A 20,935-nucleotide genomic window follows, 5' to 3' on the forward strand; every position below is an offset into this window, starting at 1 on the left:
GAAAAGGAATGAGGTATGAAGAATGAAAAATGAAGAATTTTCAGAGAAAAGCAGAAAAGGCCGGAGGTTTCTTATTTGCAACCTCCGGCCTTTTTTATTTTAGTTCGGGATATCTTTTATTGAAGATATTCTACCAATTTTGTCGGCAGGTAGAATGTGTTGTTTTTGTCAACATATACGATTACCGAATTGAGGCGGATTTCTTCCTGGCCTTTCTTACCGATCGTCACGATGTTGCTGAACGGCGTGATATTGATTTGTTTCTTTTTGTTCTTGACAACCAATGAAGGGGAACCTTTTTCGTCTTTCGCCGGAACGATTTCGCATTTGAAGTTTTTGAACACTTCGGTGTGAGGGGCGAAGTTATCGGCTGTCAGCCCTTCCAGCGTGTCGTGCGTCATGCCGAACAGGGCGCAGAGATATTGGTTCAGTTCGATATTCGTGTGCATACCGACCGGCAGGCTTGCACGGTCAGGATGGTAAGCGGCGAGGAATACCTCTTCGCCCGTATGGCCGCCGGTTGTGAAACCGAAGCAAGTGTGTGAAGTCAGTAACTGTGACATGAAAGAAGTCAGGGAACCACTGTATAAGGAACCTTTGCCTTCGGTCGAACGTTCGTTTTCCGGGATCGGGCTGTTCTTGTAGTCTTTGCAATGGTTCAGGGCATCCAGTTCTTCAGGTGTCAGCTCGAAGCCTGCATACGTGCGGAATACGTTCTGTACTTCGGAAGCCGGAACGCTGTTCACCTTCTTGGCAAAACCTTCGGCGGTCAACTTATACAAGGAAAGCTGGTGGAAGAGTTGGTCTTTGCTCAGTTTGTCGTACCCTTTGCAGTCGCGACGGCCGATGCTGATACCGCTGTTGCCGTGGTCGGGAACCATGATAACGGCAGTCTCGCCATTCTGGCGGGCAAATTCGAGAGCTGCACCGCAGGCACGGTCGTAAGCCAGGAAGTCTGTAGCCATACCGACCGGGTCGTTTGCGTGAGCCGCCCAGTCGACCTTGCTGCCTTCCACCATCAGGAAGAAGCCGTTCGGGTTCTGGGACAGCTTCTCGATAGCTTTGCGTGTCATCTCTTCCAGAGAAGGTTGTTCAGCCGGGTCGCGGTCGATGTCGTAAGCCATTTCCCTGTCGCCGAACAAAGCCCACATATTGTTGCCTTTGTAATTGCGCATACCGGCGATGTCGTTTTTGAAGACACCGTATCCGTTACCTTTCAGGTAGGCTTCGCTCTCTTCGGGAAGCAGGCTGACGCCGCCTCCGATCACTACGTTCAAGTCGTTGTGGGCCATCTGCGGGGCGATCCATTCATATTTGCCACGGTTGTAACTGTGGGCGGAGCAGTCGGCCGGCGTTGCGTGCGGGAATTCGCAGGTGAATACCAATCCTGTTGATTTGCCTTGTGTCATTTTAGCAGCTTCCAGGACAGTTGTCAGCGGTTGGAAAGCGCGTGCAGGATCGGTCGGGTAGATGTCGTTATCGCCGTCGTTCTCCGGATAGGTGGATACGTAGCCTGTACGGCTGGGCTGTCCCGTCATGTAACAGGAAGTCGTAGGAGCCGAGTCGCCGATCGGTGCATTCGAGGAATGTGTGCGGACCGTTCCGCAGAGATACGGGTCGAGGTTCAATTTCGGCTTGTCGGGATTGGTGTACCATTGCAGCCAACGCGCCATGGAAACTGTTCCCAATGATGTCCCGTCCGGAATCAGAAGAATGACATTCTTCACCGGTTTTACGTTTTCAACGTCCTGAGCTTTTACCGGCACGAAGATGACAGCCAGTAACAGGAGAAGTGTAATTGTTTTTTTCATGTTTTTACTATTTTATAGTTGTATGATTTCTTCTGCAAATTGCGTGATCTTCTCCAGGCCGGTTTCCGTAACCAGGAAACTGTTTTCGATACCGACGGCACCGACACCCGGAATCACGTATTTCGGTTCGAGTGCAAATACCATGTTCGGTTCGAGCACCTCTTTCGAGCGGGGCGTAAGTACCGGAAGTTCGTTTATCTGGATGCCGATTCCGTGCCCTACGAATTTAGCTTGTTGCTTGGTTCCCATGAAATAGGCACCGAGTCCCTGGTTCTCAGTGATCCTGGCGGCGATGTTATACAGTTCGGCGCATGGGGTTCCCGGCCGGGCGATATTCTCGATCTCGCTTTCGATAAGGAGGGCGGTCTGATGTGCCCGGTAAGCAAGCTCGGTCAGGCGGCCAACGGAGAACACACGTGTCATATCCGTCATATAAGCCGTATAGTTTCCCGCCATATCGACCATAATGGCCGTCCCTTCTTTCAGTACCGTCCCGTTCGCACCCAGCGGACAGGAAGTGTCGATACCGCCGCCACCTAAGGCGAAGTCGAAAGGAGAGGGAGTTTCGGCGTTTTCTCCTGCCAGAATGCTTCCCATAAAAATATCCATATTGGCACCGAATGCGCGGAAAATCCCGATGGAACCATTCTTACGCATCCGTTTTTCTATCTCGTACTGGAATTCGAGGTCTGTCATTCCGGGACGGAAACATTCGGGAATCTCGGCGTATGTCCTGGCATGGTGTTCAGCCGAGAGACGGAACATTCCGATCTCGTACGGCGTCTTTATCTGGCGCAGTTCACGCATCATTGCGGTAGCGTTTCCGGTCTCTTTGGGATTGAAGATGTTTTGCAGACGTATATAGTCGTTGTACGTCAACTCGTCGGCTTCGAGCAGGAGCTTTTCCGGCATTTCCAGTCCGTGTGAAGCGAACAGTTCAGCCATTTGTTCCGGTTTGCGGATGTATTCGACATGATCGCCGGTCAGTCCGTTCGGCCGTTTCACAAAGAACCAGGGAGCACCTTCCGCCGGAAGATAGAAGTAGCCGCTAAAGATACGTCCGGTTGTATAATACAGATTCACGTCTACGGTGAGCAGGCACCCGTCGGCGTTTATCTTTTGCATTGCCTGTTGCATACGGTCCCATTTCAACTTGAGATCGCCAATCAATTCTTTTTGTATCATTTCCAACACTTATTTTTATCCGGCACCAAAGATATTAAATTAATGCCGGGATTGGAATGATTTCGGATATTAATTCTTGATTAAATTTAGAATTGTTCGAGCACTTGTATCCGCTTTTCGATGGGTGGATGAGTGGCGAAAAGTCCGTTTAAACCGCTCAGTGAACTTTTGGCCTGTTTGCCCGGATGTTCGATAAATAGCTGGGCGACGTCTTCGCGTGTAACGGCTTCAATGTCGGGATCGGCCGATATTTTCCGCAGTGCACTGGCAAGGGCGAGCGGGTTTTTCGTCATTTCGGCGGCGCCTGCATCAGCCATATATTCCCGTTTCCGGGAGATGGCAAAACGCATCAGGATAGAGAAGAAATAGCCGATGGCAGCTACCACCATCACTAATACGATGATGATTGCAGTATTGTTTTTCTCGTCCCTTCTGCTTCCGACCGACGAATAGTAAACGGAACGCATGGCCATCTGTGCGAGCATGGCGAAGATACCGACAAAAACAATCGACACGATCATCAGGCGCACATCCTTGTTGCGGATATGCGACAGCTCGTGTGCAATGACCGCCTCCAGTTCCTGGTCGTCCAGTTTGTCGATGATTCCCCGCGAGAGGCTGACGGTATAGGTCCTTTCGTTGATGCCGCTTGCAAAAGCATTCAGCGAATCGTCGTTGATGATATTGATCTTGGGCATTTTCATCCCTTGGCTCATACACAGGTTCTCCACTAAGTTATATACCCTTTTGTTTTCCATTCTCGACAAAGGCTCGGAACCGGTTGCCGAATTGATAATGCTTGTATTGGCAAAATAGGCGATGATAAACCAAATCAATACGCCTCCCAACACGTATGGTGCCAAATGGAGAAACATCCGGGTGGAAGCGTTGAGCGGTTCGGCTTGCATCATGTCATTGCCGTTTGCTAATAAGGAAAATAGGTAGCAAAACAAAAAGAGCAATCCCATTACCAGGCAGGGAAACAAGAAAAGCAGGAGCAGGGATCGGAAATTGTTCCTGCTCTGTTGGGTCTGTATACCTACGTATTGCATTCTTAGAACTTGATTTTAGGTGCTTCTTCGAGTGTCGCGCGCTGTTCGCCCAGGTCAAACATCATTTCCTTCTTGAAGCCGAACGTACCGGCGATCAGGTTGGACGGGAATGTTTCGACGGCATTGTTCAGTTCTTTCGTTGCCGAATTGAAATAGCGGCGTACGGCAGCCAGTTTGTTTTCCAGATCCGAAATTTCTTCCTGCAACTGCAAGAAGTTCTGGTTGGCTTTCAGATCGGGATAAGCTTCGAGCGTGATCTTCAATCCGGAAAGGGCGGAAGTCAGGGCATTTTCAGCCACGATCTTGTCGTCGATCGTTTTGGCACTGATCGCTCCGTTACGGGCGTTGATGACGCGTTCCAGTGTCTCTTTCTCATGTGAGGCATAGCCTTTGACCGTCTCAACCAACTGGGGAATAAGGTCATGGCGTTGCTTGAGCTGCACATCGATGTCGGCAAACGCGTTCTCGCGGTTGTTACGCAATTTCACTAACGAATTATACAAAGAAACGATCCAGATTGCCAGGATCACGATCACTGCTATTAAAATGATTGCTGTCATTGTCTTTACTTTTTTAGGTTAATAATGCAAAGTTACTACAAAAAAGTGAAATGCGGAAAGATATAGTGATAGAATTGAGTTACAAGGGTTTTGGTTGAAGTGGCGATAATCCGTGAAGCCATTACAATCCCTGCCGAAGCCAAATCCTGACGCCGCTACGTTACTTGTTCGTAACCATGCCCGAAAATGCGACAAACGGGTACGAATAGCGAAACAAGGCTCTAAGGAATAGTGAGTTATCCATAACTCATGCGAAAAATCAGGTTACGGAAAAAGATTGCGCCGTTCCTCCCCGTTTTGCGTACCAACACCGGACTCTTCACCAACTAATTTTGAAACCCAAAAATTAAGGACAATGAAGAGTACATTTTCAGTAATCTACTACCTCAAGCGTCAGGTAGTGAAAAAGGACGGGACAGTTCCCGTCATGGGACGCATCACGGTGGACGGCAGCCAGACGCAGTTCAGCTGCAAACTGACTGTCGATCCGAAACTGTGGGACACCAAAGGTGGACGTGTCACGGGCAGAAGCACGGCGGCACTCGAAACGAACCGTATGCTTGACAAGATGCGGGTACGCATCAACAGGCATTATCAGGAAATCATGGAGCGTGACAACTTCGTCACGGCGGAGAAGGTGAAGAACGCCTTTCTCGGACTGGAACACCGCTACCACACGCTGATGCAGGTGTTCCGCCAGCACAACGAGGACTACGAGAAGCAGGTGGAGGCAGGCATGAAAGCCAAAGGCACGCTGCTGAAGTACCGCACCGTTTACAAGCACATGCAAGAGTTCCTCGACATCCGCTACCATGTGAAGGACATCGCCCTAAAAGAGCTTACCCCGGCTTTCATCTCCGACTTCGAGATGTTCCTGCGCACGGACAAGCACTGCTGCACCAATACCGTGTGGCTGTACGTCTGCCCGTTACGGACGATGGTATTCATCGCCATCAACAACGAGTGGCTGACGCGCGACCCGTTCCGCGAGTATGAAATCAAGAAGGAGGAAACAACACGCAGTTTCCTGACCAAAGATGAGATCCGCCTGCTGATGGAGGGGAAACTGAAAAACGCCAAACAGGAATTGTACCGCGACCTCTACCTGTTCTGCGCCTTCACGGGGCTGTCGTTCGCGGATATGCGCAACCTTACGGAAGAGAATATCCGCACCTACTTCGACGAACACGAGTGGATAAACATCAACCGCCAGAAAACGGGCGTGGTGTCCAACATCCGCCTGCTCGACATCGCCAACCGCATAATCGGCAAATACCGGGGACTGTGCGGGGACGGCAGGATATTTCCCGTTCCGCATTATAACACGTGCCTTGCCGGTATCCGTGCCGTCGCCAAGCGTTGCGGCATCACCAAGCATATCACGTGGCATCAGAGCCGCCACACGGCAGCCACGACGATATTCCTCTCCAACGGTGTTCCCATCGAAACGGTCAGCTCCATGCTCGGACACAAGAGCATAAAGACGACGCAGATTTACGCAAGTGCGCCCAGAATGGTCGCTTAATAAATACTTCTTTAGCAAGAAGTTAGGATTGGGTTCGATATAATCCTATCGTCAATCAGTTTATCCAAAGGGGAAACCTGGTGGGGAGTGTAGCATACTGATTAAAGCCCTAAGTCTACTAATAGTCAAGTAGCGACTGAGGGGCAAGACGAAAAGACATACATAAGGATGAAGCCTTGATTGGTTGAACGATAGTTCTGTGGTACCAAATCTTGCAACAACGGAAGACTATTATACATACGTTGTTTCATAGTACTCTGCCTATTTTGTGCGTTAGTGCAGAGCATAAAGAACCGACTATGACACAGCCGCAATAAGCGGACAAGAACGAAAGTCGCATCCGACAGTATGACGTGCTAATAGTTATTAAGAGAACTAACTGGGGATTACCTAAGTCGGAACGCTGGAATAAACAGCTATAAAGAAAGCTTTTGAATATCCGATATGGTAACGGAACTTCCGTAGTAGTCCGAGCAAGGGAAAGCCTTGTACATGGCGAAGGGAAGTAGTCTGTAATTTTAATACAAACAACGGAAAACGTGAGAGACGTATGAGAAATCCAGAGCAAGTATTAAACATTTTAGCTGGACACAGCAACGAGCCTGAGTATAAATACGAAAGGCTCTACCGTATTCTATTCAATGAACAGATGTTCTTTGTCGCCTACCAACGTATGTATGCAAAGCCGGGAAACATGACACCCGGCACAGATGGCAAAACAGAGGATGAAATGAGCATCGATAGGATAAACAAACTCATAAAGAGTATAAAGGATGAGACTTATAGCCCCAATCCTGCAAAGAGAATTTACATTCCGAAAAAGAATGGGAAAATGCGTCCGTTAGGAATACTGTCTTTTGAAGACAAATTGGTTCAAGAGGTAGTAAGAATGGTGCTTGAAGCCATATATGAGGGACACTTTGAGTGGACATCGCACGGTTTCAGACCAAACCGAAGCTGTCACACAGCACTGAAAAGTCTACAAAACAATTTCAACGGTGCAAAATGGTTCATTGAGGGAGATATAAAAGGCTTCTTTGACAACATAGACCATGATGTGCTGATAGAAATAATGAAAGGTAGAATAGCAGATGACAGATTTCTTCGTCTGATACGGAAATTCCTCAATGCAGGGTACATGGAAGAGTGGCAATTCAACAAGACTTATTCAGGGACACCGCAAGGTGGTATTATAAGTCCTATTTTGGCAAATATATACCTTGACAAGTTCGATAAATACATGGAAGAATATGCCAACAAATTCAATAAAGGGACAATCAGAAGTCGTAACAAGGACATTTGCAAACTCAACAACAGAGTACACTACCTAAAGCGTAGGATAAACGAAGTGAAGGATGCAAACGAAAGAACAAAAATGGTAGAAGAACTGCACGAAAAGCAGAAGCGGATACTAACAATGCCAAGTGGCAACGATATGGATAGAAATTTTCGCAGACTGAGATATGTGCGCTACGCCGATGATTTTCTAATCGGGGTTATCGGAACGAAAAATGAATGTGAGACAATCAAAGCTGACATCACTAGGTTTATGCAGGAAAAGTTAAGGCTGGAGATGTCACAGGAAAAAACTTTGATTACAAATGCACAAGACAGCGCAAAATTTTTGGTTTACGAAATATATGTCCGTAAAGACTATGCCACAAAGAGAAACAGTAACGGAACAGTGCGCAGATACTTCAACGGGAATGTGATATTGCACGTTTCAAGAGAAGTAATCAAGAATAAACTGCTCAGCCTCGAAGCCATGAAAGTTGTCACCAAACACGGCAAGGAAACATGGGTGTCAAAAGGCAGGACTTATATGATTGACAATGAAGCGCACGAGATTGTATCTCAGTTTAATACCGAAATACGAGGGTTCTATAACTATTACTCAATAGCAAACAATGCATCGGCTTTGGGACGCTCTTTCGGCTGTATTATGAAGTTCTCCATGTACAAAACTCTTGCTCAAAAGCTGAATATGTCAGTGAGAAAAGTCATTGAAACATACCGCAAGGACAATCTCTTTGTCGTGCCTTTTGTAAACAAGGGAGGAGAAACCAAGTACAGGGTATTCTACAATGAGGGTTACGCCCGTAAAACGGATTGTGAAACAGCCCCAAGTGACAATCTGCCGTATATGTTCAAAACGCCATCGTTGAGTTTGATAGAAAGGCTTACAACAAAAACGTGCGAACTATGTGGCAAGCACGGAGAAGTGGTAATGCATCATGTCCGCACTCTCAAAGAGTTAAAAGGTAAAAATGACTGGGAACGCAAAATGCTCCATATGCACAGAAAGACTTTGGTCGTATGCGCGGAGTGTAACGCAAAAATCCAGAGCTGTGATAAGTAAAAATGATGTTACAGATGGAGAGCCGTATACATGGAGACGTGTAAGTACGGTTCGGGGGCAGGTAAACGAAAACCTACCGCTGTAAAGCGGAAAGGCGTTGTTTGCCGAGCCTACAGATAACCAAAGAGAAGCTCAATCAGGACATGGAGAACCTTGCCGCAAGATTGAACGGCGTCGAGGAATTTGCAGGTTGCACCATCTAAAAAGAAAAGCCATGAAACGTGACACAATCATCATCGAGGACAAGGCAGTCAGCGTAACCGGTAACGACGTGTGGATGACCGCCACCGAAATAGCCGGATTGTTCCATACGACCGTCCCGGCAGTGAACGCCGCCATCAGAGCCGTCCGCAAGTCGGACGTGCTGAACGACTACGAGGTGTGCCGCTACATGCAGCTTGAAAACGGGCTGCACGCGGACGTGTACGCCCTTGAAATCATCATCCCGGTCGCTTTCAGGGTGAATACCTACAACACCCACCTGTTCCGCACATGGCTGGTGGGAAAGGCACTCTCACAAGAGAAACGGCAGACATACGTGATGTTCATACAGAACGGAAAAGCCGGGTATTGCTGATTGCACATACCCCATAAGACAAGTAAACGGGTAGCACCACAAAAGGTGTCACCCGTTTACTTTTTCATGAAACCGCCTCACTCCAGCGGCTTGCGGTAGTTCGCTTCCAGTACCCCGCGCAGCCCCGTTTCCGGGTAAAGCACCTTCCCTCCCAAAAGTATGAAGGGCAACACGCGGTTGTTGCGGTATTCCTGCAAGGTGCGCCGGCTCACACGGAGCAGTTCCGACACCTCGCCGTCCGTCAGGTAACGTTCCCCGTCCAGCGGAGGACGGTAGCTTTCCAGAAATGCGGACAGCCATTTCGAGCCTTTGCGCATATCCTGCACCACAGAGGCTATCGGCTCGTCTTCCATCGTAAAAACATCGTTGTTCTCGTTCATCATAACTTCGGATTCAGTGGGTGAATAAATCAAATCATCTGCCGTGCGGATAGAGCGTGCCGACAAGCGGTATCAGCCGCTTCACCTCCTCTGGCTTGTAATAGAACCTGCGGTTTATCTGCGAGTAGCCGATAAGCCGCCTGTCACGCAGCGTCTGCAACGTGCGCGGGCTTATTCTCAACTGCCCGCAGACCTCCTCGCCCGTGAGCCATCTTTCCATGCGCCCCGTGTCGCTTTTGCGCCTCAGGGCGGCGACCTTCTCCGAGAGTGCGCCGAATGCCGCCACCATCATCTCGAAAGTCTTTTTCTCGATAGATACTATTTCCATATTCATGTCATTTAGAGTTTGCCGCAAAGGTAACGAAACGGCATACAAGACGTATCGTTTTCCGCTGAAAGGCTGCCTGTTGCGCCGTTTGACCGGGTTACGGAGCCATCTTCCGCAAAAATCTTACGTGAGTCACGTAGTGAGTTGTTAAAGCCCCTTTTGTTTATTGCCGAATTTTGTCGCAGAAACAAAAAGAAAGGACTGAACATGAAAGTGATAACAATGGAAAGTTCCGCCTACAAGGAGATGATGGCGCAGATTGCGAACATCGCAGGGTACATCCGCGAGGCAAGGGACGAGAAGAAACGGAAGCGGGAAACCGAAGACAAGCTGCTTGACACGGCACAGGCGGCGAAGATGCTCAACGTGAGCAAGCGCACCATGCAGCGTATGCGCACCGACCACCGTATCGAGTATGTGGTGGTACGCGGAAGCTGCCGCTACCGCCTTTCCGAGATACTGCGGCTATTGGAGGACAACACAGTAAGGAACGAGGAAGGGACAATAGACACCCTGTTCCACAACCACACGCTGCGCACGGGCGGCAAACCAAAAGGAAGGAGGACATAGGTCATGGAACTGCTCACACGAAACAACTTCGAGGGCTGGATGCAGAAGCTGATGGAACGGCTCGACCGTCAGGACGAACTGCTGCTGGCGATGAAGGCTGAGGGGAAACAGCCCACTATCACGGAAAGCATCCGCCTTTTCGACAATCAGGATTTGTGCATGTTGCTCCAGATAAGCAAACGCACCCTCCAACGCTACCGCAGCGTAGGCGCATTGCCCTACAAGACGCTGGGCAAGAAGACCTATTACAGCGAGGAGGACGTGCTGACATTCCTTTCCAACCATATCAAGGACTTCAAAAAGGAAGATATAGCCTTCTACAAGGCTCGTATCCATAATTTCTTTCATAAATAACCCATTAAAACATTTTTCAGATGGCAAAGAAAAAAGACGAAAAGGACGTGCTGGTAGTCCGTGACGAGAAGACAGGCGAGATCAGCGTGGTAGCCGGGCTGAACGCGGACGGCACACCCAAGCGCACCCCCGCAAAAGCGGAGAACGCGCAGAGTTTCCTGCAATTCGACCGACATGGCGACGTGCTGGACAACTTCTTCAAGAACTTCTTCCGGCAGTGCAAGGAACCCAGCCGCTTCGGTTTCTACCGCATTGCGGCAGACCAAGCTGAAAATCTCTTAGAGGTGATGAAGCAACTGCTGAAAGACCCCGAAGCGAACAAGGAGCTGCTCGCCCCTCACAAGGTGGACACCTCCGACTATGAGAAGAAGGTGCAGGAAGAGATGGCAGCACAACAGACAGAGAAACAAGAACCTCAAAAACAGGAGAACATGGAACAACGGAAAGAACAGCAACAGGACAAATCCGAACAGATGCAGGGCAAACGTGGCTACCAGCCCATCGACGAGAGTAAAATCAACTGGCAGGAGCTGGAGGACAGATGGGGCGTAAAGCGGGACAACCTTGAAAAGTCCGGCGACCTTACGAAGATGCTCAACTATGGCAAGTCCGACTTGGTAAAGGTCAAACCGACCTTCGGCGGCGAATCATTCGAGCTGGACGCCCGCCTCTCCTTCAAGAAGGACGGTGAGGGAAACATCAGCCTCGTGCCGCACTTCATCCGCAAGGAGCAGAAGCTGGATGAGTACAAGGAACACAAATTCTCCGACAATGACCGGAAGAACCTCCGCGAAACGGGCAATCTCGGTAGGGTCGTGGACATTGTGGACAGGGAAACGGGCGAGATCATCCCCTCCTACATCAGCATCGACCGCAAGACGAATGAAATCACGGACATTCCGGCAAGCAGGGTGCGCATCCCGGAGCGCATCGGCAAGACGGAAATCACCACGCAGGAGCGGGACATGCTCCGCGCCGGACTGCCCGTGCGCGACAAGCTCATCGAGCGCAACGACGGCAGAAAGTTCGTCACCACCCTGCAAGTGAACGTGGAGCAGCGCGGCGTGGAGTTCGTGCCGGGAACCGGCAAGTCGCCCCGTACCGCACAGACACAGGAAACCAAAGGCGACACATCGAAAAGTCAGGCGCAGGGCGGGGAAAATGCCGCACAGACCAAGAAGGAGCAACGCCGCAACACGTGGACGAACGAGGACGGCAGCATCCGCCCCATCAGCAAATGGAGCGGCGTGAGCTTCACCGACCAGCAGAAAGCCGACTATGTGGCGGGTAAAGCCGTGAAGCTGGAGAACGTGACCGACAAGCAGGGCTTCCATGCCACGATGTATATCAAGTTCAACCCGGAGAAGGGACGCCCGTACCGCTACGACACGAACCCTGACAATGCACAGCAGGTTGCTCCGTCCAACGAGAGCCGCACGCAGGTGGCGGTGAACAACGATGGCAAGACCAACGAGGCTACAAAGAATCTGAGAGAGCCGTTGCAGAAAGGTCAGACCAACCCGAAGGACGCCCGCCAGCAACAGCAGCAGGAGAAGCCGCAGAAGAAAACGGGCAAGGGCATGAAAATGTAATCCCGTGTCCGCCACTGAATCCAAAATAAAATCCAAAGTATCAACAAAAAAGAAGAAGACATGAAGACAATCATTGCAGAAAAGCCCTCCGTGGCACGTGAAATCGCCCGCATCGTGGGCGCGACAAAGAGAGAGGAAGGATATTTCGAGGGAGGCGGTTATGCCGTGACATGGGCATTCGGACACCTCGTTCAGCTTGCCATGCCCGACGGCTACGGCGTGCGCGGATTTGTCCGTGACAACCTCCCGATTATTCCCGACACATTCACGCTCGTCCCCCGTCAGGTCAGGACGGAGAAAGGTTACAAGCCCGACAGCGGCGTGGTGTCGCAGATAAAAGTCATCAAAAGACTGTTCGACACAAGCGAACATATCATCGTGGCGACCGATGCCGGACGCGAGGGAGAGCTTATCTTCCGCTACCTCTACCACTATACGGGTTGCACCACTCCTTTCGTGCGCCTGTGGATCAGCTCTCTCACCGACAAAGCTATCCGCGAGGGACTGCGGAAACTCGAAGACGGCAGCAAATACGACAACCTCTACCTCGCCGCCAAAGCGCGGAGCGAATCCGACTGGCTCGTGGGCATCAACGGCACACAGGCGTTATCCATCGCCGCCGGACACGGCACGTATTCCGTGGGGCGGGTGCAGACACCAACGTTGGCTATGGTATGTGAACGCTACTGGGAGAACCGCCGCTTTACGTCCGAAGCATTCTGGCAGCTCCATATCGCAACGGACGGTTGCGACGGCGAAGTCGTGAAATTCTCATCCTCCGAGAAATGGAAAGAGAAAGAACCGGCGATGGAACTATATAATAAGGTAAAGGCGGCAGGTTGCGCCACTGTCACGAAAGCCGAGCGCAAGGAGAAGACGGAGGAAACTCCCTTGCTCTACGACCTGACCACGCTCCAGAAAGAAGCCAACGCCAAGCACGGCTTCACGGCGGAACAGACGCTTGAAATCGCGCAGAAACTCTACGAAAAGAAGTTGATAACCTATCCGAGAACGGGAAGCCGCTACATCCCCGAAGACGTGTTTGCCGAAATTCCCAAACTGCTCGCTTTCATCGGCACACAGCCCGAATGGAAAGACAAGGTGCGGGCAAAAGCCGCCCCGACACGCCGCAGCGTGGACGACGGCAAGGTGACAGACCACCATGCCCTGCTCGTCACGGGTGAGAAACCGCTCTTCCTCTCCAAAGAGGACAATACCATCTATCAGATGATTGCCGGGCGCATGGTCGAGGCATTCTCTGAGAAATGCGTCAAGGATGTGACCACTGTCACGGCGGAATGTGCCGGAGTGGAGTTTACCGTAAAAGGCAGCGTCGTGAAGCAAACCGGATGGCGTGCCGTCTATGGCGAGGAAAAAGAGGAAATTACCATCCCCGGCTGGCAGGAAGGCGACACGCTGACACCGAAAGGCTCGTCCATTACCGAAGGAAAGACCAAACCCAAGCCGCTGCATACCGAAGCCACCCTGCTCTCGGCAATGGAAACGGCGGGCAAGGAAATTGAGGACGACGCACTGCGGCAGGCGATGAAGGACTGTGGCATCGGTACTCCCGCCACACGCGCCTCCATCATCGAAACGCTTTTCAAGCGCGGTTACATGGAACGCTGCAAGAAGTCGCTTGTTCCCACCGAAAAAGGACTTGCCCTCAATTCCGTCGTCAAGACGATGCGCATCGCCGATGTTGCCATGACGGGCGAATGGGAAAAGGAGCTGGCGCGTATCGAGCGCGGGGAACTGTCCGACGACACCTTCCGCAAGGAGATAGAGGCGTACACACGTGAGATAACCTCCGAACTGATCTCGTGCGACAAGCTCTTCGGCAGCCGTGACTCCGGCTGCGCGTGTCCCAAGTGTGGCACGGGCAGGATGCGGTTCTACGGCAAGGTGGTACGCTGCGACAACACGGAGTGCGGACTGCCCGTGTTCCGGCTGAAAGCGGGACGCACCCTGTCCGACGATGAAATCAAAGACCTGCTCACCGAAGGGCATACCAAGCTGCTCAAAGGGTTCAAGAGCAAACAGGGCAAGAGTTTCGATGCTGTTGTCGCCTTTGACGGGGAATATAACACGACTTTTGTGTTCCCGGAGGCTAAAAAGGACAAGAAATTTTCAGGACGGAAGAAATAGTATTAACTTTGCCACTTGTTCAGAGTAATGAATTGTTCTTCGATACCGGATTACACTCATACTTTGGATTTAGTGGTGGCACTCGGAGGGATACCGAGTGCCTTTTTCTTCCTTTTTCCAACCGATTATCCCGTTAATTATCAATCCGCTAAATCCAAAGTAATGAACAACAAGAAGAAAAACGAGGGTCAGACCGACTTTTCCTATTACGGTCTGTACCTGCTGGACTATCTCCGCACGAACAAGTTTGAACAGGCTGACGACACCGCTTTCATACGGGAACGGGCCGACCGTGCCGCCGAAACGTATGAGAGGGCACGGCTTGAAGGCTATCCCGCCGATGGTGCGCAGGAACTGGCGATGGACACGCTGCTGCGCGGGCTGCATTATTCCCGTTACGCCATCCTCCGCGAAGTCGTGGAAAACGAGTTTGCCGATGAAGTGCCGGAAGAGAAGCGTGAAGCCTTTGTCCTGAAACTGCTGCCGCTTGTCGGCAACGTGTTCTCCGTCTATGACCTCTCGGATGACAATTTCGCCCTGTCTTCCGATTACGACCTGCTCTACACGGAGCTGACGGGAGCAACCGTCCTTTACTTAGACGAATATGGCGTTTAACCGCAAACAGAAACTGCGGGACAACATCGAGGCGATACGGACGGCATTCATCCTTGACAGGGAAAATAGGACAGCGACAACCGAAGAGCGTGCCATACTTCAAAGGTACTGCGGTTTCGGCGGTCTGAAATGTATCCTCAACCCTGCAAAGGAACTGACGGATGCCGTCCGGTGGGCGAAATCCGACCTCGAACTGTTCGCCCCGACGGTGGAGCTGCACAGGCTTATCCGTGAGAACAGCAAGGACGAAACAGAGTACAAGCGGTTTGTGGATTCGCTGAAAGCGTCCGTGCTGACCGCTTTCTACACCCCCAAAGAGATAACCGACACCATCGCGGACGTGCTGGCAGATTACAGCGTCCGCCCCGCCCGTATGCTCGAACCGTCGGCAGGTGTCGGCGTGTTCGTGGATTCCATGCTGCGGCACAGCCCCAATGCGGATGTGATGGCTTTCGAGAAGGATCTGCTCACGGGTACAATCTTGAGGCATCTCTATCCCGACCAGAAAATGCGCACCTGCGGTTTTGAGAAAATCGAAAGACCGTTCAACAATTATTTCGACTTGGCGGTGTCCAACATTCCGTTCGGTGACATTGCCGTGTTCGACGCGGAGTTTCAGCGGAGCGACTCTTTCGGCAGACGCTCCGCCCAGAAAACCATCCACAACTATTTCTTTCTCAAAGGACTGGATGCCGTGCGTGACGGCGGTATCGTGGCGTTCATCACCTCGCAAGGGGTATTGAATAGCACCAAGACCTCCGTGCGTAACGAGCTGTTCAGTCAGGCCAATCTGGTATCCGCGATACGCCTGCCCAACAACCTGTTCACGGACAACGCGGGCACGGAGGTGGGCAGTGACCTGATTGTCCTGCAAAAGAACCTCAGCAAGAAGGAAATGTCGCAGGACGAGCGGCTGATGACCGTGATACAGACGGACACGAAAACCGCCCTGACCGACAACGCCTATTTCATCCACCACCCGGAACGCATCGTGCATACGATGGCGAAACTTGACACAGACCCCTACGGGAAGCCCGCTATGGTTTATCTGCACGAGGGCAAGGCAGCAGGCATCGCCGGGGATTTGCGCCGTATGCTCGACGAGGATTTCCATTACAGGCTTGCCATGCGCTTGTATTCGGGTTCAATCCGGCAGGCAGGAACGGAAGAAAAAGTTGCCGTTCAAAATAAAGTAGAGCGTCCTGCCATAAAATTGGAAACAGTATCCTCGGCGCAGACGGTGGAAACTCCGACAGAAAAGCCGCAACCCGCAGATGAAAAGCCGGAGATAGAACCGCGCCCGCAATATTCCGCAGGCGTGCAGCTCACCCTGCTTGACCTCTGGGGGATGACGGAAGAGGTCAGCCAACCGAAAACCTCCAAAAAGAAAAAGACGGTGAAAAAGGCAGTTACGGCAAAGTCCACTCCGCCCAAACCGAAAGTCACGGTTACACCGACAGCTCCAACTGCAAAACCCGCTATGGAGAATAAGGAGGTGAAAGCGGAGAACACCGCCAAGCCTGCCGACCCGGACGACATCTATGCCACACTGGACTGGGATACCAATCCTCCCATCAACGGTTTCTATGAAATGATGATGGGTTTGACGCCGGAGCGTAGGAAAGAACTTCGGGAACTGGCAAGGCAGCATAACGAGAAACAAGTGGCGGAAAAGACGGAAGTGAAAGCCGTGCCGGAAACTTCCCGTGAGCAGCCACGACAGGAGGAAACACAGCCGGAGGCAGTCGCCGCACCTGCCGTTACAGATACCCCATCGGAAGCGGTGGGGACTTTCCTTTTCCCCGACATCGAAGCGGAAAAGCCGAAGGAGGAAGTCGTGGACCTTTCTCCGCGTGCCTACCACCGCACGCCGGAGATGCACCTGCGCGAAGGGTCGCTGGTGGCTGACCGGGGGCGTCATAACATCGGCTACCTGAAAGACATCACGCCATACGGGGCGACATTCCAGCCGCTCGACCTGAAAGGATACCAGAAGGAAAAGGCGTTGTTGTATGTGTCGCTGCGTGACGCCTACGAGCGTCTGTACCGTTATGAATCGCTCCGGCGCGAGGCAAATGTTCCGTGGCGAGAGCATCTGAATACCTGTTACGATGAGTTTGTCATGCGCTACGGCAACCTCAACGCCAAGCAGAACGTGAAGTTAGTGATGATGGATGCGGGCGGGCGCGACATCCTTTCGCTGGAACGGATGGAAAACGGAAAGTTCGTCAAGGCGGACATCTTCGAGCATCCTGTTTCCTTCGCGGTGGAGAGCCATGCCAACGTAGGCTCTCCCGAAGAAGCCCTGTCTGCGTCGCTCAACAAATATGGTACGGTCAATCTCGACTATATGCGGGAGATAACCGACAGCACGGCGGAGGATTTGCTCACTGCCCTGCAAGGGCGCATCTACTACAATCCGCTCGTGACCGGTTACGAAATCAAAGACCGTTTCATCGCCGGAAATGTCATAGAGAAAGCGGAACGCATAGAGGCATGGATGGGTGACAATCCCGAAAATGAGCGTATGCCGGAGGTGAAGCAGGCGTTGGAGGCTCTGAAAGATGCCGAGCCGCAGCGCATCGCCTTCGAGGATCTGGACTTCAATTTCGGGGAACGCTGGATTCCGACGGGTGTCTATGCCGCCTACATGAGCCGGCTGTTCGACACGGAGGTGAAAATCGCCTATTCCGCAAGCATGGACGAGTTTTCGGTGGCGTGCGGCTACCGCACCATGAAAATCACGGACGAGTTTCTGGTGAAGGGGTATTACCGGAACTATGACGGTATGCACCTCCTAAAACACGCCCTGCACAACACCTGCCCTGACATGATGAAGTCCATCGGCAAGGACGAGCATGGCAACGACATCAAGATGCGCGACAGCGAGGGAATACAACTCGCCAACGCCAAGATTGACGAGATACGAAACGGCTTCTCCGAATGGCTCGAAGAGCAGTCGCCGCAGTTCAAGGAGCGGCTTGTGACGATGTATAACCGCAAGTTCAACTGTTTCGTGCGCCCGCGCTACGACGGCTCCCATCAGACCTTTCCCGACCTCAACCTGAAAGGGCTGGCAAGCCGGGGTATCAAGAGCGTCTATCCCTCACAGATGGATTGCGTCTGGATGTTGAAACAGAACGGCGGCGGAATTTGCGACCACGAGGTGGGAACCGGTAAGACGCTGATAATGTGCATCGCCGCGCATGAGATGAAGCGTCTGAATTTGGCACACAAGCCGATGATTATCGGGCTGAAAGCCAACGTTGCGGAGATTGCAGCCACCTATCAGGCGGCATATCCCAACGCACGTATTCTGTACGCTTCGGAGAAGGACTTTTCGACCGCCAATCGTGTGCGCTTCTTCAATAATATAAAGAACAACGACTACGATTGCGTCATCATGTCGCACGACCAGTTCGGCAAGATACCGCAGTCGCCGGAATTGCAGCAGCGCATCCTGCAAGCAGAGCTTGACACGGTGGAGGAAAACCTCGAAGTGCTACGGCAGCAGGGAAAGAACGTGTCGCGGGCGATGCTGAAAGGATTGGAGAAGCGCAAGCACAACCTTGAAGCGAAGCTGGAGAAGGTGGAACACGCCATAAAGTCACGCACGGACGACGTGGTGGATTTCAAGCAGATGGGCATCGACCACATCTTCATAGATGAGAGCCACCAGTTCAAGAATCTGACTTTCAACACGCGCCACGACCGTGTGGCGGGATTGGGAAACAGCGAGGGAAGCCAGAAGGCACTTAACATGCTCTTTGCCATACGCACCATACAGGAGCGCACAGGAAAAGACTTGGGTGCGACCTTCCTCTCCGGCACGACTATCAGCAACTCACTGACTGAATTGTACCTGCTGTTCAAGTACCTGCGCCCGAAGGAGCTGGAACGGCAGGACATAAGGTGTTTCGACGCTTGGGCGGCGATATTTGCCAAGAAGACGACGGATTTTGAATTTAACGTGACGAACAATGTGGTCCAGAAGGAGCGTTTCCGCTACTTCATCAAAGTGCCGGAGCTTGCCGCCTTCTATAATGAAATCACGGACTACCGCACGGCGGAGGATGTGGGCGTTGACCGTCCTGCCAAGAACGAGATACTGCACCATATACCGCCCACGCCGGAACAGGAGGACTTCATACAGAAACTGATGCAGTTCGCCAAGACGGGCGATGCCACCTTGTTGGGCAGGCTGCCGCTTTCGGAAACGGAAGAAAAGGCGAAGATGCTCATCGCCACGGACTATGCCCGGAAAATGGCACTCGACATGCGCATGATAGACCCGAATTACGAAGATCATCCCGACAACAAAGCGAGTCACTGTGCCAAGATGATCGCGGAGTATTATCAAAAATACGACGCCCAGAAAGGCACGCAGTTCGTTTTCTCTGATTTGGGGACATACCAGCCGGGCGACGGGTGGAACGTCTATTCGGAAATCAAGCGCAAACTGACGGAGGACTACGGTATACCGCCAAGCGAGGTGCGCTTCATTCAGGAGTGCAAGACCGACAAGGCGCGGAAGGCGGTGATAGACGCCATGAACGCCGGGACGGTGCGTGTGCTGTTCGGCTCTACCTCTATGCTCGGAACGGGTGTGAACGCCCAGAAACGGTGTGTGGCTATCCATCATCTCGATACGCCGTGGCGACCGTCCGACTTGCAACAGCGTGACGGACGCGGAGTTAGGGCAGGTAATGAGATTGCCAAACATTTCGCCGGGAACAACGTGGATGTAATCATCTACGCGGTGGAGAAGTCACTGGACAGCTACAAGTTCAACCTCCTGCACTGCAAGCAGACTTTCATAAGCCAGCTCAAAAGCGGTGCGATGGGTGCGCGTACCATCGACGAGGGGGCAATGGACGAAAAATCGGGCATGAATTTCTCGGAATACATGGCGTTGCTCTCCGGCAATACCGACCTGTTGGACAAGGCGAAACTGGAAAAGCGGATCGCATCGCTCGAAGGGGAACGCAAGTCGTTCAACAAGGGCAAGCGTGATTCGGAGTTCAAGCTGGAGTCAAAGACCGGCGAGTTGCGCAACAACACGGCTTTCATAGATGCCATGACGGAGGACTGGAACCGCTTCCTGTCGGTGGTGCAGACCGACAAGGAGGGCAACCGCCTTAATATAATAAAGGTGGACGGAGTGGATTCCGCCGATGAGAAGGTCATCGGAAAGCGTTTGCAGGAGATAGCCAAGAATGCCACGACCGGAGGGTTGTACACGCAGGTCGGTGAACTTTACGGTTTTCCGATAAAGGTGGTGAGCGAAAGGATACTCAAAGAGGGATTGGAGTTCACCGACAACCGCTTCGTGGTCGAGGGGAACTACAAGTACACCTACAACAACGGGCATCTGGCGATGGCTGACCCGTTGGCCGCCGCCCGCAACTTCCTCAACGCGATGGAGAGGATACCCTCCATCATCGACCAGTACAAGGCGAAGAACGAGGTGCTGGAGATGGAGATACCGCAGTTACAGGAGATAGCGGGTAAGGTGTGGAAGAAGGAGGACGAGCTGAAGCAGTTGAAGTCCGAACTTGCCGCCCTTGACCGAAAAATTCAGCTGGAGCTTGCGCCACCCACGCCCGAAGTCGCAGAAAAGGAGAATGAAGGGCAACAGCTCAAGCCGGAAGCGGAAGATGTGAGGAACAGGCAGGCGCAATATCCCGAAAATGCACCGCCGCAGATACGCAGTCCGGCGGATAGTATCGTTGCCAACCATGTCATAATCGGGCGTCCGGGACTGTATGCCAAGGAGGAAACCCGGTCCAAAGGATTGAAAATATAACCTAAGGAATTTTATCTGAAGTATTAATAAGGGCTATCCCAAAAGGTCTAAAAGTAAATTTTATCCTTTCTGC

Annotated in this window: 15 protein-coding genes; 9 read left to right on the forward strand and 6 right to left on the reverse strand. The window is 51.9% G+C overall.

Features of this window, described 5'->3' with window-relative positions:
* Nucleotides 1-116: 116 nt before the first annotated feature.
* From ACPYIV_RS04590 to ACPYIV_RS04605, 4 genes are all read right to left on the reverse strand, one after another.
* A complete protein-coding gene (locus ACPYIV_RS04590; RefSeq protein ID WP_425885784.1) occupies nt 117-1,811 on the reverse strand; it encodes an alkaline phosphatase in 1,695 nt (564 codons plus the stop codon).
* A gap of 12 nt (nt 1,812-1,823) precedes the next feature.
* The gene (locus tag ACPYIV_RS04595) at nt 1,824-2,996 is read right to left on the reverse strand and encodes a M24 family metallopeptidase (RefSeq protein WP_301704029.1); all 1,173 of its coding nucleotides are present in this window, start codon (nt 2,994-2,996) and stop codon (nt 1,824-1,826) included.
* An 86-nt stretch (nt 2,997-3,082) separates the two neighbouring features.
* Complete coding sequence (locus ACPYIV_RS04600; RefSeq protein ID WP_370648517.1) at nt 3,083-3,907, reverse strand: M48 family metallopeptidase; 825 nt, start codon at nt 3,905-3,907, stop codon at nt 3,083-3,085.
* A gap of 143 nt (nt 3,908-4,050) precedes the next feature.
* Entirely contained in the window at nt 4,051-4,608 is a 558-nt protein-coding gene (locus tag ACPYIV_RS04605) for a LemA family protein (protein ID WP_293731675.1), read from the reverse strand.
* A 355-nt stretch (nt 4,609-4,963) separates the two neighbouring features.
* Between ACPYIV_RS04605 and ACPYIV_RS04610 the strand changes: the two genes are divergently transcribed.
* The 3 genes from ACPYIV_RS04610 to ACPYIV_RS04620 all read left to right on the forward strand — a co-directional run bounded on the left by ACPYIV_RS04610 (nt 4,964) and on the right by ACPYIV_RS04620 (nt 9,069).
* Complete coding sequence (locus tag ACPYIV_RS04610) at nt 4,964-6,133, forward strand: site-specific integrase (protein ID WP_004336895.1); 1,170 nt, start codon at nt 4,964-4,966, stop codon at nt 6,131-6,133.
* A gap of 550 nt (nt 6,134-6,683) precedes the next feature.
* Nucleotides 6,684-8,492 carry a reverse transcriptase domain-containing protein gene (locus tag ACPYIV_RS04615; protein ID WP_425885788.1) on the forward strand — a complete coding sequence of 603 codons (1,809 nt, stop codon included), beginning with the start codon at nt 6,684-6,686 and terminating at the stop codon, nt 8,490-8,492.
* A gap of 214 nt (nt 8,493-8,706) precedes the next feature.
* Nucleotides 8,707-9,069 carry a hypothetical protein gene (locus ACPYIV_RS04620; protein ID WP_004291423.1) on the forward strand — a complete coding sequence of 121 codons (363 nt, stop codon included), beginning with the start codon at nt 8,707-8,709 and terminating at the stop codon, nt 9,067-9,069.
* Between the two features lie 77 nt (nt 9,070-9,146).
* Here ACPYIV_RS04620 and ACPYIV_RS04625 read toward each other — a convergent pair whose 3' ends face one another.
* Together ACPYIV_RS04625 and ACPYIV_RS04630 are read right to left on the reverse strand one after the other, a co-directional pair.
* Complete coding sequence (locus tag ACPYIV_RS04625) at nt 9,147-9,452, reverse strand: helix-turn-helix domain-containing protein (protein WP_004291424.1); 306 nt, start codon at nt 9,450-9,452, stop codon at nt 9,147-9,149.
* Nucleotides 9,453-9,483: 31 nt separating this feature from the next.
* Nucleotides 9,484-9,783: a helix-turn-helix domain-containing protein gene (locus ACPYIV_RS04630; protein ID WP_004291426.1), complete on the reverse strand. Its 300-nt coding sequence runs from the start codon at nt 9,781-9,783 to the stop codon at nt 9,484-9,486.
* Between the two features lie 138 nt (nt 9,784-9,921).
* Between ACPYIV_RS04630 and ACPYIV_RS04635 the strand changes: the two genes are divergently transcribed.
* From ACPYIV_RS04635 to ACPYIV_RS04660, 6 genes are all read left to right on the forward strand, one after another.
* Entirely contained in the window at nt 9,922-10,347 is a 426-nt protein-coding gene (locus ACPYIV_RS04635) for a helix-turn-helix domain-containing protein (RefSeq protein WP_004291432.1), read from the forward strand.
* Nucleotides 10,348-10,350: 3 nt separating this feature from the next.
* On the forward strand, nt 10,351-10,701 hold the full coding sequence (locus ACPYIV_RS04640; RefSeq protein ID WP_004291454.1) for a helix-turn-helix domain-containing protein: 351 nt from the start codon (nt 10,351-10,353) through the stop codon (nt 10,699-10,701).
* A gap of 20 nt (nt 10,702-10,721) precedes the next feature.
* Complete coding sequence (locus tag ACPYIV_RS04645; RefSeq protein ID WP_004291455.1) at nt 10,722-12,293, forward strand: DUF3945 domain-containing protein; 1,572 nt, start codon at nt 10,722-10,724, stop codon at nt 12,291-12,293.
* Nucleotides 12,294-12,353: 60 nt separating this feature from the next.
* Nucleotides 12,354-14,441 (forward strand): type IA DNA topoisomerase, encoded by a 2,088-nt coding sequence (gene topB / locus ACPYIV_RS04650; RefSeq protein WP_004291456.1) that lies wholly within the window; start codon nt 12,354-12,356, stop codon nt 14,439-14,441.
* 162 nt (nt 14,442-14,603) lie between these two features.
* Nucleotides 14,604-15,056, forward strand: a complete 453-nt coding sequence (locus tag ACPYIV_RS04655; RefSeq protein WP_004304266.1) for a DUF1896 domain-containing protein — start codon at nt 14,604-14,606, stop codon at nt 15,054-15,056.
* Entirely contained in the window at nt 15,046-20,862 is a 5,817-nt protein-coding gene (locus ACPYIV_RS04660; protein WP_008017100.1) for an N-6 DNA methylase, read from the forward strand. Before ACPYIV_RS04655 ends, ACPYIV_RS04660 begins: the two co-directional genes overlap by 11 nt.
* Nucleotides 20,863-20,935 lie beyond the last annotated feature (73 nt).

It is taken from the genome of Parabacteroides vesiculifaciens, from assembly GCF_049860805.1.
Lineage (GTDB): Bacteria > Bacteroidota > Bacteroidia > Bacteroidales > Tannerellaceae > Parabacteroides.

Bases quoted from the DNA above. Each gene is read 5' to 3' on its own strand.
- ACPYIV_RS04630 (WP_004291426.1), bottom strand. From the start codon at position 9,783: ATGAATATGGAAATAGTATCTATCGAGAAAAAGACTTTCGAGATGATG.
- ACPYIV_RS04645 (WP_004291455.1), top strand. From the start codon at position 10,722: ATGGCAAAGAAAAAAGACGAAAAGGACGTGCTGGTAGTCCGTGACGAG.
- topB (WP_004291456.1), top strand. From the start codon at position 12,354: ATGAAGACAATCATTGCAGAAAAGCCCTCCGTGGCACGTGAAATCGCC.
- ACPYIV_RS04625 (WP_004291424.1), bottom strand. From the start codon at position 9,452: ATGATGAACGAGAACAACGATGTTTTTACGATGGAAGACGAGCCGATA.
- ACPYIV_RS04600 (WP_370648517.1), bottom strand. From the start codon at position 3,907: ATGATGCAAGCCGAACCGCTCAACGCTTCCACCCGGATGTTTCTCCAT.
- ACPYIV_RS04655 (WP_004304266.1), top strand. From the start codon at position 14,604: ATGAACAACAAGAAGAAAAACGAGGGTCAGACCGACTTTTCCTATTAC.
- ACPYIV_RS04620 (WP_004291423.1), top strand. From the start codon at position 8,707: ATGAAACGTGACACAATCATCATCGAGGACAAGGCAGTCAGCGTAACC.
- ACPYIV_RS04660 (WP_008017100.1), top strand. From the start codon at position 15,046: ATGGCGTTTAACCGCAAACAGAAACTGCGGGACAACATCGAGGCGATA.
- ACPYIV_RS04605 (WP_293731675.1), bottom strand. From the start codon at position 4,608: ATGACAGCAATCATTTTAATAGCAGTGATCGTGATCCTGGCAATCTGG.
- ACPYIV_RS04640 (WP_004291454.1), top strand. From the start codon at position 10,351: ATGGAACTGCTCACACGAAACAACTTCGAGGGCTGGATGCAGAAGCTG.
- ACPYIV_RS04590 (WP_425885784.1), bottom strand. From the start codon at position 1,811: ATGAAAAAAACAATTACACTTCTCCTGTTACTGGCTGTCATCTTCGTG.
- ACPYIV_RS04615 (WP_425885788.1), top strand. From the start codon at position 6,684: ATGAGAAATCCAGAGCAAGTATTAAACATTTTAGCTGGACACAGCAAC.
- ACPYIV_RS04595 (WP_301704029.1), bottom strand. From the start codon at position 2,996: ATGATACAAAAAGAATTGATTGGCGATCTCAAGTTGAAATGGGACCGT.
- ACPYIV_RS04610 (WP_004336895.1), top strand. From the start codon at position 4,964: ATGAAGAGTACATTTTCAGTAATCTACTACCTCAAGCGTCAGGTAGTG.